The 16,124-nt window shown below is 73.8% G+C and carries 11 protein-coding genes; 6 read left to right on the top strand and 5 right to left on the bottom strand.

What is annotated here, in order from left to right; translation table 11 throughout:
• The first annotated feature begins 98 nt into the window (after positions 1 to 98).
• From uvrA to IF129_RS00775, 3 genes are all read left to right on the top strand, one after another.
• Positions 99 to 3,065 carry an excinuclease ABC subunit UvrA gene (uvrA, locus tag IF129_RS00765; RefSeq protein ID WP_191207418.1) on the top strand — a complete coding sequence of 989 codons (2,967 nt, stop codon included), beginning with the start codon at positions 99 to 101 and terminating at the stop codon, positions 3,063 to 3,065.
• A gap of 21 nt (positions 3,066 to 3,086) precedes the next feature.
• Entirely contained in the window at positions 3,087 to 3,524 is a 438-nt protein-coding gene (locus IF129_RS00770; RefSeq protein ID WP_191207419.1) for a Rieske (2Fe-2S) protein, read from the top strand.
• 128 nt (positions 3,525 to 3,652) lie between these two features.
• The gene (locus tag IF129_RS00775) at positions 3,653 to 6,154 is read left to right on the top strand and encodes a phosphodiester glycosidase family protein (RefSeq protein WP_191207420.1); all 2,502 of its coding nucleotides are present in this window, start codon (positions 3,653 to 3,655) and stop codon (positions 6,152 to 6,154) included.
• On the opposite strand, the gene IF129_RS00780 is transcribed toward IF129_RS00775, so the two are convergent.
• From IF129_RS00780 to uvrB, 4 genes are all read right to left on the bottom strand, one after another.
• Positions 6,072 to 7,076 (bottom strand): TerC family protein, encoded by a 1,005-nt coding sequence (locus tag IF129_RS00780; RefSeq protein WP_191207421.1) that lies wholly within the window; start codon positions 7,074 to 7,076, stop codon positions 6,072 to 6,074. The two genes, IF129_RS00775 and IF129_RS00780, sit on opposite strands and share 83 nt — an antisense overlap.
• Positions 7,077 to 7,345: 269 nt before the next feature.
• On the bottom strand, positions 7,346 to 9,193 hold the full coding sequence (locus IF129_RS00785) for a TerD family protein (protein ID WP_191208201.1): 1,848 nt from the start codon (positions 9,191 to 9,193) through the stop codon (positions 7,346 to 7,348).
• 30 nt (positions 9,194 to 9,223) lie between these two features.
• A complete protein-coding gene (locus IF129_RS00790; RefSeq protein WP_191207422.1) occupies positions 9,224 to 9,802 on the bottom strand; it encodes a TerD family protein in 579 nt (192 codons plus the stop codon).
• Positions 9,803 to 9,978: 176 nt separating this feature from the next.
• Positions 9,979 to 12,123, bottom strand: coding sequence for an excinuclease ABC subunit UvrB (uvrB, locus tag IF129_RS00795; protein WP_191207423.1), 2,145 nt, complete (start codon positions 12,121 to 12,123; stop codon positions 9,979 to 9,981).
• A 203-nt stretch (positions 12,124 to 12,326) separates the two neighbouring features.
• Between uvrB and IF129_RS00800 the strand changes: the two genes are divergently transcribed.
• The 3 genes from IF129_RS00800 (at position 12,327) to IF129_RS00810 (ending at position 15,255) form a co-directional block, all read left to right on the top strand.
• Entirely contained in the window at positions 12,327 to 13,280 is a 954-nt protein-coding gene (locus IF129_RS00800) for a glycerophosphodiester phosphodiesterase (protein ID WP_191207424.1), read from the top strand.
• 34 nt (positions 13,281 to 13,314) lie between these two features.
• Positions 13,315 to 13,860, top strand: a complete 546-nt coding sequence (locus IF129_RS00805) for a methylated-DNA--[protein]-cysteine S-methyltransferase (protein ID WP_191207425.1) — start codon at positions 13,315 to 13,317, stop codon at positions 13,858 to 13,860.
• 144 nt (positions 13,861 to 14,004) lie between these two features.
• Entirely contained in the window at positions 14,005 to 15,255 is a 1,251-nt protein-coding gene (locus IF129_RS00810) for an MFS transporter (RefSeq protein WP_318153550.1), read from the top strand.
• A 67-nt stretch (positions 15,256 to 15,322) separates the two neighbouring features.
• Here IF129_RS00810 and IF129_RS00815 read toward each other — a convergent pair whose 3' ends face one another.
• Positions 15,323 to 16,087 (bottom strand): PIG-L deacetylase family protein, encoded by a 765-nt coding sequence (locus IF129_RS00815; protein ID WP_224754190.1) that lies wholly within the window; start codon positions 16,085 to 16,087, stop codon positions 15,323 to 15,325.
• Between the last annotated feature and the right edge of the window lie 37 nt (positions 16,088 to 16,124).

Consider the following 16,124-nt stretch of genomic DNA (forward strand, 5'->3'; position numbering starts at 1 on the left):
GTAGCGGCATCCCGAAGACATTCCGGCGGCGGCCCCCATACCCTGGTACGGGGGCCGGCCGTCCGGACCCCCACTCCACACGAAAGGTGCCAATCGGCGTGGCCGACCGTCTCATCGTCCGTGGCGCTCGCGAGCACAATCTGAAGAACGTCTCGCTCGACCTCCCGCGCGACTCCCTCATCGTCTTCACCGGGCTCTCGGGGTCGGGGAAGTCCTCGCTCGCCTTCGACACGATCTTCGCGGAGGGTCAGCGCCGCTACGTGGAGTCGCTGTCGTCCTACGCACGGCAGTTCCTCGGGCAGATGGACAAGCCGGACGTCGACTTCATCGAGGGCCTGTCGCCCGCGGTCTCCATCGACCAGAAGTCGACCTCGCGCAACCCGCGCTCGACGGTCGGCACGATCACCGAGGTGTACGACTACCTCCGGCTGCTGTTCGCGCGCATCGGCAAGCCGCACTGCCCCGAGTGCGGCCGTCCCATCGCGCGGCAGTCGCCGCAGGCCGTCGTGGACAAGGTGCTCGGCCTGGAGGAGGGCAGCCGGTTCCAGGTGCTCTCGCCGCTGGTGCGCGAGCGCAAGGGCGAGTTCGCCGACCTCTTCTCGGATCTCCAGACCAAGGGCTACAGCCGGGCCCGCGTGGACGGGCGGACGGTCCAGCTCTCCGACCCGCCGAAGCTCAAGAAGCAGGAGAAGCACACGATCGAGGTGGTCGTCGACCGCCTCACCGTGAAGGACAGCGCCAAGCGGCGGCTGACGGACTCCGTGGAGACGGCGCTGGGGCTGTCCGGCGGCATGGTCATCCTCGACTTCGTCGACCTCGACGAGGACGACCCGCAGCGTGAGCGGATGTTCTCCGAGCACCTGTACTGCCCCTACGACGACCTGTCGTTCGAGGAGCTGGAGCCGCGGTCGTTCTCCTTCAACTCCCCCTTCGGCGCCTGCCCCCAGTGCACCGGCATCGGGACGCGCATGGAGGTCGACCCGGAGCTGATCGTCCCCGACGAGGACAAGTCGCTGGACGAGGGCGCGATCCACCCGTGGTCCCACGGGCACAACAAGGAGTACTTCGGGCGGCTGATCGGCGCCCTGGCCGACGCGCTGGGCTTCCGCACCGACATCCCCTGGGCCGGGCTGCCGCTGCGGGCCAGGAAGGCCCTGCTGAACGGCCACCGGACGCAGATCGAGGTCAGCTACCGCAACCGCTACGGCCGCGAGCGCTCCTACACGACCGCCTTCGAGGGCGCGGTGCCGTTCGTGCGGCGCCGGCACTCGGAGGCCGAGTCCGACTCCAGCCGGGAGCGCTTCGAGGGCTACATGCGCGAGGTGAACTGCCCGACCTGCGAGGGCACGCGGCTCAAGCCGATCGTCCTCGCGGTCACGGTGAAGGGGCGGTCCATCGCGGACGTCGCGGCCATGTCCATCAGCGAGTGCGCCGACTTCCTGCGGGAGATGACGCTGACCGCGCGGGAGAAGAAGATCGCCGAGCGGGTCCTCAAGGAGGTCAACGAGCGGCTGCGGTTCCTCGTCGACGTCGGCCTGGACTACCTCTCGCTCAACCGCGCGGCGGGGACGCTGTCCGGGGGCGAGGCGCAGCGCATCCGGCTGGCCACCCAGATCGGCTCCGGTCTGGTGGGCGTCCTGTACGTGCTGGACGAGCCGTCGATCGGCCTGCACCAGCGGGACAACCACCGGCTCATCGAGACGCTGGTGCGGCTGCGGAACCTGGGCAACACCCTGATCGTCGTCGAGCACGACGAGGACACGATCCGCACCTCGGACTGGGTCGTGGACATCGGGCCCGGCGCCGGTGAGCACGGCGGCAAGGTGGTGCACAGCGGGCCGCTGGCCGAGCTCCTGGGCAACGAGCAGTCGATGACGGGCCAGTACCTGGCCGGGAAGAGGCAGATCCCGACCCCGCAGGAGCGCCGTGAGACCGACCCGGACCGCAGGCTGACGGTCGTGGGCGCGCGCGAGAACAACCTCCGCGACATCGACGTCGACTTCCCGCTCGGCGTCCTGACCGCCGTGACGGGCGTCTCGGGCTCCGGCAAGTCCACGCTGGTCAACGACATCCTCTACACGCACCTGGCACGGGAGCTCAACGGCGCCAAGGCGGTGCCGGGCCGCCACACCCGGGTGACGGGTGACGACCAGGTCGACAAGGTGGTGCACGTCGACCAGTCGCCGATCGGCCGCACCCCCCGTTCCAACCCGGCCACCTACACCGGGGTGTTCGACCACGTGCGGCGGCTGTTCGCCGAGACGATGGAGGCCAAGGTCCGCGGCTACCTGCCCGGCCGGTTCTCCTTCAACGTCAAGGGCGGCCGCTGCGAGAACTGCTCGGGCGACGGCACGATCAAGATCGAGATGAACTTCCTGCCGGACGTGTACGTCCCGTGCGAGGTCTGCCACGGCGCCCGCTACAACCGGGAGACGCTGGAGGTCCACTACAAGGGCAGGAACATCGCCGAGGTGCTGGACATGCCGATCGAGGAGGCGATGGACTTCTTCGAGGCCGTTCCCGCCATCGCCCGGCACCTGCGCACGCTCAACGACGTGGGGCTCGGGTATGTGCGGCTGGGCCAGTCGGCGCCGACGCTCTCCGGGGGCGAGGCGCAGCGCGTCAAGCTCGCTTCGGAGCTCCAGAAGCGTTCCACCGGCCGCACGGTGTACGTGCTCGACGAGCCGACGACGGGGCTGCACTTCGAGGACATCCGCAAGCTGATCACGGTCCTGGAGGGCCTGGTCGACAAGGGGAACACGGTCATCGTCATCGAGCACAACCTGGACGTCATCAAGACGGCGGACTGGGTGGTGGACATGGGCCCCGAGGGCGGCGTCGGCGGCGGGCTGGTCGTCGCCGAGGGGACGCCGGAGGAGGTCGCCGCCGTCCCCGCCAGCCACACCGGCAAGTTCCTGCGGGACCTGCTGGGCGAGCGGGTCAGCGACGCCTCGGTGAACGGCGGCACGGCGCGCCGGAAGCCGGCGAGGAAGGCCGCCGCGAAGGCGCCGGCCAAGAAGGCCGCCACCTCGCGTACCCGCAAGGCCGGTGCGAAGCGCGCCTGAGCCGCACGTAGGGTGGCCCGCGTGACACGTGACGAACAGCGACACCCCCGCCGCCGTACCGCGCTGCGCGGGGCGGCGGCCGGGGCGGCCCTGGCCGCCGGGGGATCCGCCCTCTCCGGCTGTGGCCGCCCCGGCGAGACCGCCACGCCTCCGCCGTCGACCCCGACGGCCCCCGTGGAGCTGGGTGCCGCGGACGAGGTGCCGGTGGGCGGTGCCCACGCCTTCCGCGACGCCAAGGTCGTCGTGTCGCAGCCCGAACCGGGCCGGTACAGGGCGTTCAGCGCCGTGTGCACGCACGAGGGCTGCGCCATGTTCGCCCTGCGGGAGTCGGCCATCGTCTGCTCCTGCCACGGCAGCAGCTTCGACACGACGACCGGCGAGGTGCTCACCGGACCGGCCCGCGAACCGCTGCCCGAGATTCCCGTCCGGGTGGAGGGCGACGGGCTGGTCGCCGGCTGACCTCGCGTCACGCCGCGTGCGCCGAGCCGGTGCCGACGCCGCGCCGGTGACCGCCACGGGGGCGGTTTCCCGCCGCGTCCGGCCCCGCGTCCGCCGCCGTCACCGCCGGGCCCTGCCACGCTGCGTGCGTGAGGCTCCCCCGACGTACGACCCGCGCCCTGCTGGGGGCGGCGGTCTCGCTGCTGCTCGGACCGGCTCTCGCGGCGCCGGGCACGGGGGCCGCCGGAGGTGCGGCCCCCGCTCCCCCGGCGGCCGTCCTCGCGGCGTCCGCCGGGGCGGCGCCGCGTCCGGCGGGCGGAGCGGACCCGGACCGTGTCCCGGAGCGCGGCGAGCGACCGGTCGCTCCCGGGGTGAGGCTCACCTCGTTCAGCGAGCCGCACGCCGAGGGGTGGGTGCGGGGCGACGTGCTGAGCGTGGATCTCGCCGGTGACGTCCGCGTCGACTACCTCGCCTCCGGCACGGTGACGCGGCGGCGGACCGTCAGCGAACTGGTGGCCCGGCACGAACCCGGGGCCGGACGGCGCACCGTCGCGGCCGTCAACGCCGACTTCTTCGACATCAACGGCACCGGTGCGCCCCTCTCGGCCGGGCTGCGGGACGGCAGGCTGACGCAGTCGGGGTCGCCGGACCCGTCCCCGGTCGCGGGATTCGGGCCGCGGGGAGCGGGCCGCATCCTGGAGCTCCTCTTCGAAGGGACCGTGCGGCTGCCCCGGGGGACGCGGCCGCTGGCGGGGTACAACGCCGCCGACCTCCCCCCGGGCGGCATCGGGCTCTACACGCCGGACTGGGGCGGCGCCGACCGGGCGCCGACCACGCACGGCGCCCGCTCCGCCGAGGTCACGGTGGCGGACGGTGTGGTCACCGCCGTCCACGGCGAGGGGGGCACCGGGCCGGTCCCCGCCGGGACGACCGTCCTGCGCGGCCGTGAGGCCGGAGCGGACGCCCTGGCGGCCCTCGTCCCCGGAGACCGGGTGGCGGTGCGGTACGCGGTCCGCGCCGGGGACGGCGGACCGCTGCCCCACACCGCGGTCGGCGGCCGGGAGCCCCTGGTCGTCGACGGCGAGCCCCGGGACTGGACAGGCCTGCCCAACAACGCCGCCGCGCCCCGGACGGCCCTCGGCCTCTCCGCCGACGGCGCGACGCTGCACCTCCTCACCGTCGACGGACGCCAGGCGGCGTCCGGGGGCGTGACCCTCACCGCGCTCGGCCGCATGATGCGGGATCTGGGCGCGTACCAGGCCCTCAATCTCGACGGCGGCGGCTCCGCCACCCTGCTGGCCCGGGAGCCCGGCGCGGCGCGTCCCCGGGTGGAGAACGCGCCGTCCGACGGCGCCGAGCGGCCGGTGCCCAACGGACTGGCGGTCACCGTGCCGCAGGGCAGCGGACGACCGGTCGGCTACCGGGTGCGGCCCGCGCTGGAGCCGGAGCGGACGCCGGTCTTCTCCCCGGGCCGCGACGGTCGCACGGACCGGGTCTTCCCGGGGCTGACGCGGCGGCTGACCGCCGTGCCGTTCGACGAGACCTACGGGCCCGCCGGCGGGAGCCCCCGGTGGAGCTCCGCCCGGCCCGCGCTGGGCACCGTGGACGCGGAGGGCACGTTCCGGGGCCTGCGGACCGGCCGGGTCACGGTGACGGCCGCCTCGGTCCACCCGGGCACCGGGCTCGTCCGGGGGCGGACGCGGCTGGAGGTGCTCGGCGCGCTGGAGCGGCTGCGGCCCACCACGGCCCGCGTCGCGCTCGCGGCGGAAGGGGACAGCGCGACGTTCGGGCTGGTCGGGGAGGACGCCGACGGGGCCCGCGCCCCCGTCGCCCCGAAGGACGTGACCCCGCTCTACGACGCGAGCCTGTTCGACGTGTCGGCCGACCCGGACGACGGCACGTTCACCGTCACCGCGCGCACCGCGGCGGCGTCCGGCCGGGTGGAGCTGTCGGTGGCGGGCCGGACGGCCACGGTCGCGGTCACCACCGGCCTCACCGAGCGCACCGTGGCGGACTTCTCGGACGCCGGGAGGTGGCGGTTCAGCGGCGCCCGCGCCACGGGGGCGCTGCTCCCGGAACCGGCCGGACGGACCGGGCCGGGGCTGCGGATGCGCTACGACTTCAGCGGCTCGACCGCCACCCGGGCCGCGTACGCGGACCCGCCGGTGCCCGTCCCGGTACCGGACCGGACCCGGCGCCTCACCCTGTGGGTGTACGGGGACGGCCACGGGGCCTGGCCCTCGCTGCACCTGACCGACGCGCGGGGCGCGGGGCACGTCCTGCGCGGCCCGCACGTGCGGTGGACGGGCTGGCGGCGGCTCACGTTCGAGGTGCCCCCGCGCGCGGCGCACCCGCTCACGGTGCGCCGGATCTATCTGGCCGAGACGCGGCCCGGCGCGCGGTACCGGGGGGAGGTGGTCCTCGACGAGCTCGCCGCGCACGTCCCGCCGGATTCCGCGGCGGACACGCCGGGAGCCCGGCCGCGCGGTGCGGCCGGGCTCCCGTCCGGTCGTTCAGGGCGTGCCCCCGCGCGGCCCGCGCGTCGGCGGAAGGCCTGCGGGAGCGGGGTCAGCGCGCCGCGACGTCGCTGTCCTCCTCCTGCGGGTCCGCTCCGTCCGCCGCCTGCGCACTCTGCTTCCTGGCGGCCATGAGGCTGGTGACGGTGGTGACCACCAGCACGCCGCAGATGACGCCGAGCGACACCGGGGTGCTGATCACCGGGACGTGGACGCCGGTCTCGTGCAGGGCGTGGAGGACGAGCTTGACCCCGATGAAGCCGAGGATGACGGACAGCCCGTAGGAGAGGTGGACCAGCTTCTTCAGCAGGCCGCCGATGAGGAAGTACAGCTGCCGCAGACCCATCAGGGCGAAGGCGTTGGCGGTGAAGACGATGTACGGGTCCTGGGTGAGGCCGAAGATGGCCGGGATCGAGTCCAGGGCGAACAGGACGTCCGTGGTGCCGATGGCCAGCATGACGATGAGCATCGGGGTCATCAGGCGACGCCCGTTCTCCACGATCGTCAGGCGGGTGCCGTGGTACTGGTCGGTGGAGGGGAAGCGCTTCTCCACCATCTTCAGGAAGCGGTTCTCCTCGAACTCCTCGTCCGTCTCGTCGGCGCGGGCCTCCTCGATCAGCTTCCACGCGGTCCAGATGAGGAAGGCGCCGAAGATGAAGAAGACCCAGGAGAACTGCGAGATGATCGCGGCGCCGGCCGCGATGAAGCCCGCGCGCAGCACCAGCGCGATCAGCACGCCGATCATCAGCACCCGCTGCTGGTAGATGGCGGGTACGGAGAACTTCGCCATGATGAGCACGAAGACGAAGAGATTGTCGACGCTCAGCGACTTCTCGGTGATGTAACCGGCGAAGAACTCGCCGGAGGACTTCGTGTCGCCGAACAGCAGCAGGCCGAGTCCGAACAGGACGGCGAGGGCGACCCAGACGGCCGACCAGATGCCCGCCTCCTTGATGGAGACCTCGTGGGGTTTGCGGCCGCCGATGAAGAAGTCGACGGCGATGAGGGCACAGAGAACGAGAATCGTCACGGCCCAGGTGGTCCAGGTTACGTCCACGCAGCACTCCTCCGGCTGTGGTCGCCGGAGGTCTCTTCCGCCCGGGGCAGTGCCGCAGGCCGATGCCCCGGGGCCGAATGGTCGGCCCGTACTGACGGGAACATCGCAGGTGGGAATACTCCCCTCCGCAAAAACCACCCTATGGGAAGGTCAAGGAATCACCAAGCGCCCGGGCGGAGTTGTCGCCCACGTCACATACCGCACGGGAGAGCGCCCGGTGACGCGGTGGACCCGCCGGGCCTGCGGACGGTCCGACCGCCCGACGGCCCTCAGCGGCCTCCCAGGCGGGCGCGGGCGGCGGCGAGCGCCCCGAGCACCTGGGGCAGGATCGCGCTCCCGGGCGGTACGTGGGGTGGTTCGTACGTCCAGACCTGACGGACCCACGGGTCGGCGATGTGGTCGTCGGGAACGGGGGTGATCCGCAGCAGGGACCGCCACAGCGGGTCCAGCAGCGGACCGTACGCGGCGGCGTCCTCGCGGTCCGCGACCATCAGCAGGTGCACGCCGACGGACGGGCCCTCGTCGGCCAGATACCGCAACCGGGTCACGGCGCGGTCGTCGAAACCGTGCGGGAAGTCGTGGACGACGAGGAGCTGTTCGCTCGTGTCCAGGCCGGGCGGCAGCGCGTCGGCGGCCCCGCTGCGGACGGCCATCTGCACGAGGTCCACCCGCTCGGTCAGCCGTTCCAGGACGGCCGCCACCCCGGCGGCGCCCCGGGCGGGCGGCTCCGCCAGCACGCCCGAGTCCACCAGCGGGCGCAGCGTGTGCGCGGCCGAGCCCGCCGGGTCGATCACCCGCACGGTGAAGCGGCCCGGCGGGTGCACGGCGAGGAGCCGTCCGGCGACGGCCGTCGCCAGCAGCCCGGCCTCGCGGCGCAGCTCACCGCCGTCCAGGACGGTGGTGGCCGGCCCGTCGCCACGGCCCGCGTCGATCCACAGGCCCCGCTCCAGCGGTAGCCGGACCAGCATCGGGATGCGCAGGCCGATGCGCTCCGGCAGGCTCAGATCGCCCAACCGCAGGGCCAGGGGCGCCTGCTCGGGAACGCGGTAGCCGTGCCAGACCGGGTTGTCCCACCGGGCGAACGCCGGTGGGAGCGCCGGTTCCACCACGGCGGCCTCGGCCGTCAGCTGGTCCAGGTCCCGGTCGAGGGCGGCGCGGGCGCGGGCGATCAGCTCGCCCTGCCGGGAGCGGGCCCGCTCCCGTGCCCGGTCGGCGGCCGGACCGGTGCGGGTGCGCGGGTCGGCGAGCACCCCGTCGATCTCCCGCTCCAGCCGGTCGTCGGCGAAGGAGACGGCGCCGCGGTAGGCCGCGACCGCGCGGGCCAAGTCCTCGAACATGCCCCAGACCTGGTTGTGCAGCCGCTCCTCCATGGACCAGCCCGAGGCGTCGCCCGCGACGGGCGGGGGCGGCGCGGCGGGCTCGCCGGAGGACGGCCGGGGCTCGGGCCGGGCCGGACGGCCGGGGTGGGTGACGTCCACGGCAGGACCCACCCTCCCGGCGCGGCCCGGGTGCCGGTAGTCGACGCGACCGGGTTGCGGGGCGGGCTCCTCCTGCGGCGGCGGCGCGCTCTCCCGCGTCCCCGCCGCCGAGGAGGCCAGGACCCGACGGGCGAGCGTCGCCGCGTCGGGAAGGCCGTGGTCGGCGCAGAGCGCCGCCAGCCCTCCCGCGTACCCCTGCCCCACGGCACGCACCTTCCACGCGCCGGCCCTGCGGTAGAACTCGACGGCCGTGACCGCGCTCTCGGCGGCGAGCCCGCCGAGGGTGTGGGCCAGCCGAGCGGCACCGGCCGCTTCGCCGACGACCACGCGCGGTGCACCCGCCGCCGCGAAGGAGGCGGGCCCGGCGGACGGGAGTGCCAGCCAGACCCGGACCGTGCGGGCCCCCTCGGGCAGCCGGGCGAGATCGACGCGCAGGTCGTGCGCGGGGGCGGGACGCCCGGGGGCGAGGAGCCCGGGAAGACTCAGGGCGTCGCCGTGGACGAGCCAGCCCTCGCGGCCGCGTCCGTCCGCGTCGGCCAGGGTCATCCCGGCGAGGACGGGGAGCGCGGCCTCGACGCGGACCGTCAGGTCCGTGCCCGGCAGCGCGTGGTTCTGTCCGCGCACCAGCTCGGCCGTCATCGACCGCTCCCCCTCGTCCACGTCCGGCCCCTACAGGTGCTGCGCTATGGCGGGCATCAGGTCCTGGAAGGTGCGGCCTTCGGCGGGGGCGCCGATGGCGGTCATGGACCAGCCGCCTCCCTGCCGGTGCACCTTCGCCATGATCTGCGCGGTGTAGGAGCCGCCACCGGTCAGGGTGTAGCGGGCCAGCTCGGTGGCGGTGTTCTCGTCCAGCAGGCGGCAGAAGGCGTTCTCGACCTCGGCGAACGTCTGGCCCGTGAAGGAGTTGACGGTGAAGACGATCTGGTCGATGTGGACCGGAACCCGCTGGAGGTCCACCAGGATCGCCTCGTCGTCCCCGCCCTGCCCCGCGCCGCCGACGAGGTTGTCGCCGGTGTGGGTCACCGAGCCGTCGTCGCTGCGCAGGTGCTGGAAGAAGACCACGTCCACGGGCTGCCCCTCGGCGAACAGCACCGCCGAGGCGTCGAGGTCGATCTCCTTGCTGCGCCGGCCGAAGAGGCCGCGCCGCGCCGCGGCCTGCCAGCCCAGGCCCATGCGCACCGCGGACAGGGTGCCCCCCGCGGCCTTCTCCAGGCTGATCGCCTGCCCCTTCGACAGATTGACCGTCACGTCTCGTCCTCTCCGGTGGTGTACGGCGCCGCGAACGCGGAGGCCGCTTCGAACCCTACGCAGTGCTCCGCGCGGCGTGCACGGGGATACCCGCGGTTTGTGGCGGTCCTGCGACAGTCCGGCCACGCCCGGGCCCGTCGGCGCCGCCCCCCGGGCCCGTGCTGGTCAGGCACGCGTCACTTCAGGCCCGCCTCACGCATCTGGCGCAGCTCCTTCTTCAGCTCACCCACCTCGTCCCGCAGCCGCGCGGCCACCTCGAACTGGAGCTCGGCCGCCGCGGCCCGCATCCGCTCGGTCAGCTGCTCGATGATCCCGGCGAGTTCGGTCGCCGGACGGTCGGTGGGCGCACCGTCCGCCGCGGCCTTCCCCGCCGCGCCCGCCGCGGCCTTCACCTGCCCCTTGCCGAGGGCCGGGACGGGGGCCCTCCCCCTGCGCTCGCCGTCCGCCGCCTGGCGGTAGCCGGTGCCGAGCAGTTGTTCGGTGTCGACCTCCTCGCGGGCGATGGCCGAGACGATGTCGCCGATCTTCTTGCGCAGCGGCTGCGGGTCGATGCCGTGTTCCTTGTTGTACGCGACCTGCTTCGCCCGACGGCGGTTCGTCTCGTCGATGGCCCGCTCCATCGCCGGGGTGGTCTTGTCCGCGTACATGTGCACCTGGCCGGAGACGTTCCGCGCCGCCCGGCCGATGGTCTGGATCAGGGAGGTGCCCGAGCGCAGGAACCCCTCCTTGTCCGCGTCGAGGATGGCCACGAGCGACACCTCGGGGAGGTCGAGCCCCTCCCGGAGGAGGTTGATGCCGACCAGGACGTCGTACTCGCCCGCCCGCAGCTCACGCAGCAGCTCCACGCGGCGCAGCGTGTCGACGTCGCTGTGCAGGTAGCGGACGTTGATGCCCAGCTCCAGGAAGTAGTCGGTCAGGTCCTCCGCCATCTTCTTGGTGAGCGTGGTGACCAGGACGCGTTCGTCCTTCTCGGTGCGGGTGCGGATCTCGTGCACCAGGTCGTCGATCTGACCCTCGGTCGGCTTGACGACGACCTCCGGGTCCACCAGGCCGGTGGGACGGATGATCTGCTCCACCACACCGTCCGAGCGGGACAGCTCGTACGGGCCGGGCGTCGCGGACAGGTACACCGCCTGGCCGATGCGCTCCTGGAACTCCTCCCACTTCAGCGGGCGGTTGTCCATGGCCGAGGGCAGCCGGAAACCGTGGTCGACGAGGGTGCGCTTGCGGGAGGCGTCCCCCTCGAACATCGCCCCGATCTGCGGGACCGTGACGTGCGACTCGTCGATCACCAGGAGGAAGTCCTCCGGGAAGTAGTCGAGCAGGGTGTGCGGCGGCGAGCCGGTCTCGCGCCCGTCGATGTGCAGCGAGTAGTTCTCGATGCCGGAGCAGGTGCCGATCTGCTGCATCATCTCCAGGTCGTAGGTGGTGCGCATGCGCAGCCGCTGGGCCTCCAGGAGCTTGCCCTGCTTCTCCATCGCCTCCAGCGTCTCGCGCAGCTCGTCCTCGATCGCCCGCACGGCGCGGGCCATGCGCTCCTCGCCGGCGACGTAGTGGGAGGCGGGGAAGACGTACAGCTCCGTGTCGTCGGAGATGACCTCGCCGGTGATGGGGTGCAGCGTGGAGAGCGCCTCGATCTCGTCACCGAACATCTCGATGCGGACGGCCAGCTCCTCGTAGACCGGGAAGACCTCGATGGTGTCGCCCCGGACCCGGAAGGTGCCCCGGGTGAAGGCGGCGTCGTTGCGGGCGTACTGGATCTCCACCAGACGGCGCAGCAGCGCGTCGCGGTCGACCTCCTCACCGACCTTGAGCGGCACCATGCGGTCGACGTACTCCTGCGGCGTCCCCAGGCCGTAGATGCAGGAGACCGAGGCCACGACCACCACGTCCCGCCGGGTGAGCAGCGAGTTCGTGGCGCTGTGCCGCAGCCGCTCGACCTCCTCGTTGATCGAGGAGTCCTTCTCGATGTACGTGTCCGACTGCGGAACGTACGCCTCCGGCTGGTAGTAGTCGTAGTACGAGACGAAGTACTCCACCGCGTTGTTCGGCAGGAGCTCGCGGAACTCGTTGGCCAGCTGGGCGGCCAGCGTCTTGTTCGGCGCCATCACCAGCGTCGGCCGCTGGAGCTTCTCGATCATCCACGCCGTGGTGGCCGACTTGCCCGTGCCGGTGGCGCCGAGCAGCACGACGTCCTTCTCCCCCGCCTCGACCCGCCGGGCGAGCTCGGCGATGGCGGTGGGCTGGTCACCGCTGGGCTGGTAGGGGCTGACGACCTCGAAAGGCGCCACCTTGCGTTCGATCTGGGATACGGGCCGCATGCTCACCACCGTACGGCGCGGCACCGACAACGTTCAGCTCGTCGTCATCAGGCACCCGTTTGGCGCCCATGCCGAGGCCGCCCGCACTGGAAAGGGTTCTTCACGGCCGCGTTGCCGACGCAGCGCGACGGAACGTCGACACAACGCGACACCGCTCGTTGACCAGAGCGGTGCCGCCGCTGTCCCTCACGTGAGGAGCCCCTGTGTCCCTTCGCCCCACCGCCCTGCTCGGCCCGCTGCTGGGTGCCTTCGCCCTCGTGCTCACCGCCGCCCCGGCCCCGGCCCGGCCCGCGCCCCTGGCGGATCCGGTCCCCCCCTCCCCGGCCGCCCACGCGGCCGGGCACCCCGCCGCCGTGCGGGACGTGGTGGCGATCGCGCACCGCGGCGCCTCCGCCTACAGCCCCGAGAACACCCTCGCCGCCGTCGACGCGGCACGTGACCTGGGCATCATCTGGGTCGAGAACGACGTCCAGCGCACCAGGGACGGCGAACTCGTCGTGCTGCACGACCCGACGCTGAGCCGGACGACGAACGTCGAGGAGGTCTTCCCCGACCGCGCACCGTGGAACGTCGCGGACTTCACGGCCGCCGAGATCGCGCGGCTGGACGCCGGCAGCTGGTTCGGCCCGCGGTACGCGGGCGAGCGGGTGCCGACGCTCGCGCAGTTCCTGGACCGGATCTCCGACCACCACCAGAAGCTGCTGCTGGAGATCAAGAAGCCCGAGCTGTATCCCGGGATCGAGCAGGACATCCTCGACACGCTGCGCGAGGAGGGGTGGCTGGACGCCTACCACGTGCGCCGCCAGCTGATCGTCCAGTCCTTCAGCGCCGACGCCCTGCGCCGGGTGCACGCGCTCAAGCCCGCCGTCAAGACGGGCTTCCTCGGCACACCGGACCCCGACGAGCTGTCCGCGTACGCGCGGTTCGCCGACCAGATCAACCCCCGCTACACCACCGTGACGTCCGAGTACGTCGACGCGGTGCGGGCCGTGCGGGGCCCGCACGGACGTCGGCTGGAGATGTTCACCTGGACCGTCGACGACGGCCCCACGGCGGCGCGGATGGCGGACCTGGGCGTCGACGGCGTCATCAGCAACCGTCCGGACGTCGTCCGCGACGCGGTCAGTGCGGGGGACGGAGCCGGCGACTGGCGCTGACGCGCTGTCGGCGGGGCCCCGTAGGCTCGCCCCCATGACCGCCACGTACGCGCAGCCGGCCTGGACGGTGGTGCCGGCGCCCGTCGGCCCGCTGCTGCTCCTCGCCACGGACACCGGGCTGGCGGCCGTCGGCTTCCACGCCGAGGGGCCGGCGGTGCCGCGCGCCCTGGACCGGTTCGCCGGGCCGCTGGGCACCGAGCCCGTCGAGCGGGCCGGGCACCCGGTGCTGCGCCGGGCCGCGCGGGAGCTCGACGGATACTTCGCCGGCCGGCTGCGCACCTTCGGGGTGCCGCTGGACTGGTCGCTGACCGGGGGGTTCACCGCGCGGGTGCTGCACGCCCTGGCCGCCACCGTGCCGTACGGCGCGGTGGCCACCTACCAGGACCTGGCCGACGCCGTCGGGGAACCCGGGGCCGCCCGGGCGGTCGGCGCGGCCATGGGCGCCAACCCGCTGCCCGTCGTCGTGCCCTGCCACCGCGTCGTCGCCTCGGGAGGCGGCATCGGCGGGTTCGGCGGCGGCCTGGAGGCCAAGCGCACCCTGCTCGCGCTGGAGGGCGTGCTTCCCGCTCCGCTGTTCTGAGTGCGGGGGCCTGCTGACACACTGCCGAGTGTGAACCCGCCGCACGAGCCCGGCGACGCCACGGCGTCCCCCGGCGCCCCGCCCGCGATATCCCCGACCGCCCCCGTCCTCGCCAAGGCCACGCCCGACCCCGCCGCGCCCGCCGTGCCGGACGCCGCCCGGCTCGCGGAGATCCGGCGGCGGATCACGCTGGTGCTCGTCGTCAGCCAGGTCCTCGGCGGCCTCGGCGTGGCGACGGGCATCGCGCTGGCCGCCGTGCTGGCCGAGGAGATCAGCGGCTCCGAGGCGCTCTCCGGGCTGGCCCTGACGTCCTCGGTGATCGGCACCGGGCTGCTCTCGCTGCCGTTCGCCGCGCTGATGGCGCGGCGCGGACGGCGTCCGGGGCTCACCCTCGCCTACCTCGTGGCGGCGGCCGGCGGCGCGCTGGTGGTGGCCGCGTCCGTCATCGGGAGCTTCCCCCTGCTGCTCGTCGGCATGGCGGTCTTCGGCGCGGGGTCGTCCGCCAACCTCCAGGCCCGGTTCGCCGCCGCCGACCTGGCCGCGCCCGAGCGGCGCGCCCGCACCATCTCCCTCGTGGTGTGGGCCACCACGCTCGGAGCCGTCGCGGGACCGAACCTGGCGGGCCCGGCCGGACGCAGCCTGTCCGGATTCGGTGTGCCCGATGCGGCCGGGCCGTTCCTGTGGGGTGCGGTCATCTTCCTCGTCGCGGGGGTCCTCGTCTGGATCCTGCTGCGGCCCGACCCGCTGCTGACGGCCCGTGCGCTGGCGGCCTCCTCGGCGGACGGCGGCGGGACCGAGGAGCGTTCCCTGCGCGCGGGCCGGGCGGCCGTGTTCGCCTCGCCACGGGCCCGGCTGGCCCTGGTCGCCGTCGCCGGCTCGCACACGGTGATGGTGTCGGTGATGGTGATGACGCCCGTCGACCTGAGCCACCACGGCGCCGACCTGGAGCTGATCGGTCTCGTCATCAGCGGGCACATCGCGGGCATGTACGCCTTCTCCCCGGTGATGGGCTGGCTGGCGGACCGCCTCGGACGGGTCGCCGTCATCGGCCTGGCCGTGGGCCTGCTGGCCTGTGCGACGGTCCTGGCGGGGACCTCCGACGGGGATCACGCCCGCAGCGCGGCCGGTCTCTTCCTGCTGGGGCTCGGCTGGTCCGCCGGCCTGGTGGCCGGTTCCGCCCTGCTCACCGACTCGGTGCCGCAGAGCGCCCGGGCCGCCGCGCAGGGCCTGTCGGACCTGACGATGAACGCGGCGGCCGGGGTCGGCGGCGCGCTGGCGGGGCTCGTCGTCGCGCAGGCCGGGTACGGCTGGCTGAACGCCCTGGCCGCCACGCTGCTGCTGCCGGTGGCGGCCCTGGCGCTGCTGGGCCGCGCCGGGCGCGCGTCCGACGGCTGAGCCCCGGGCGCCGCGTCCGGTCCCGGAGATCCGGCACGGCGCCGCGTCCGCTCGGCGGCGCTTCTCCTCAGCAGGGGTGGAGGCGGAACCCGACGCCCCGGCGGCCGCCGTTGCGCTCGGCGATACCGTCCATCACGCCGGTGATGAAGGTGCGGGCGTAGGTCTCGGGGTCCTCGTCGCTGAGTGCGGTGAGGTAGGCCCGGTGCTCGGCGAGGGAGGCGACGGCCCGGTCGACGTCCCGTTCCCCGACCTCCTGCACGTGGGTGGTCCCGGTGGGCGCGGTGACGGCCACCCAGCGCACGCCGTCCCACCGCTGGAGGGCTCCGTCGGCCAGCTGTTCGGGGAAGATCCAGCGGTTCCCGGCGTCCGCGACGGCGTCGAGGGTGGCCCGGCCGACGGCCTTGTGGTCGGGGGTGTTCCAGTACCCGCCGGGCCAGGTCTCGTCGAAGCTGAGGGTGACGACCAGTTCGGGCCGGTGGCGCCGGATCGCGGCGGCCAGGTCGCGGCGCAGGTCGACGCCGTACTCGATGACGCCGTCGCGGTGGGCGAGGAAGTCCACGTCCCGCACCCCGACGACGGCGGCGCTGGCCCGCTGCTCGGCCTCCCGGACGGGCGCGGCCTCGGCGGGCGACAGGGTGTCGATCCCGGCCTCGCCGCGTGTCACCAGCAGGTAGGTGACCTCCTTGCCGGCGTCCGTCCAGTGCGCGACGGCGGCGGCGGCCCCGTACTCCAGGTCGTCCGGATGGGCCACGACGGCCAGGGCCCGTTGCCAGTCCTCGGGCATCTGTGCCAGTTCTTCCGCCACGCGGGCCTCCCGTCGGTCGTTACGCATCCCGACCGATCCTCACACAGCCCATGCCGCGGAGGGC

It is taken from the genome of Streptomyces chumphonensis, assembly GCF_014779715.1.
Taxonomy (GTDB): domain Bacteria; phylum Actinomycetota; class Actinomycetes; order Streptomycetales; family Streptomycetaceae; genus Streptomyces; species Streptomyces chumphonensis.

Coding starts and splice junctions, on each gene's coding strand:
- IF129_RS00785 (WP_191208201.1), bottom strand. CDS start 9,193: ATGACGGCCGAGCTGGTGCGCGGACAGAACCACGCGCTGCCGGGCACG.
- uvrB (WP_191207423.1), bottom strand. CDS start 12,123: ATGCGGCCCGTATCCCAGATCGAACGCAAGGTGGCGCCTTTCGAGGTC.
- IF129_RS00805 (WP_191207425.1), top strand. CDS start 13,315: ATGACCGCCACGTACGCGCAGCCGGCCTGGACGGTGGTGCCGGCGCCC.
- IF129_RS00815 (WP_224754190.1), bottom strand. CDS start 16,087: ATGCGTAACGACCGACGGGAGGCCCGCGTGGCGGAAGAACTGGCACAG.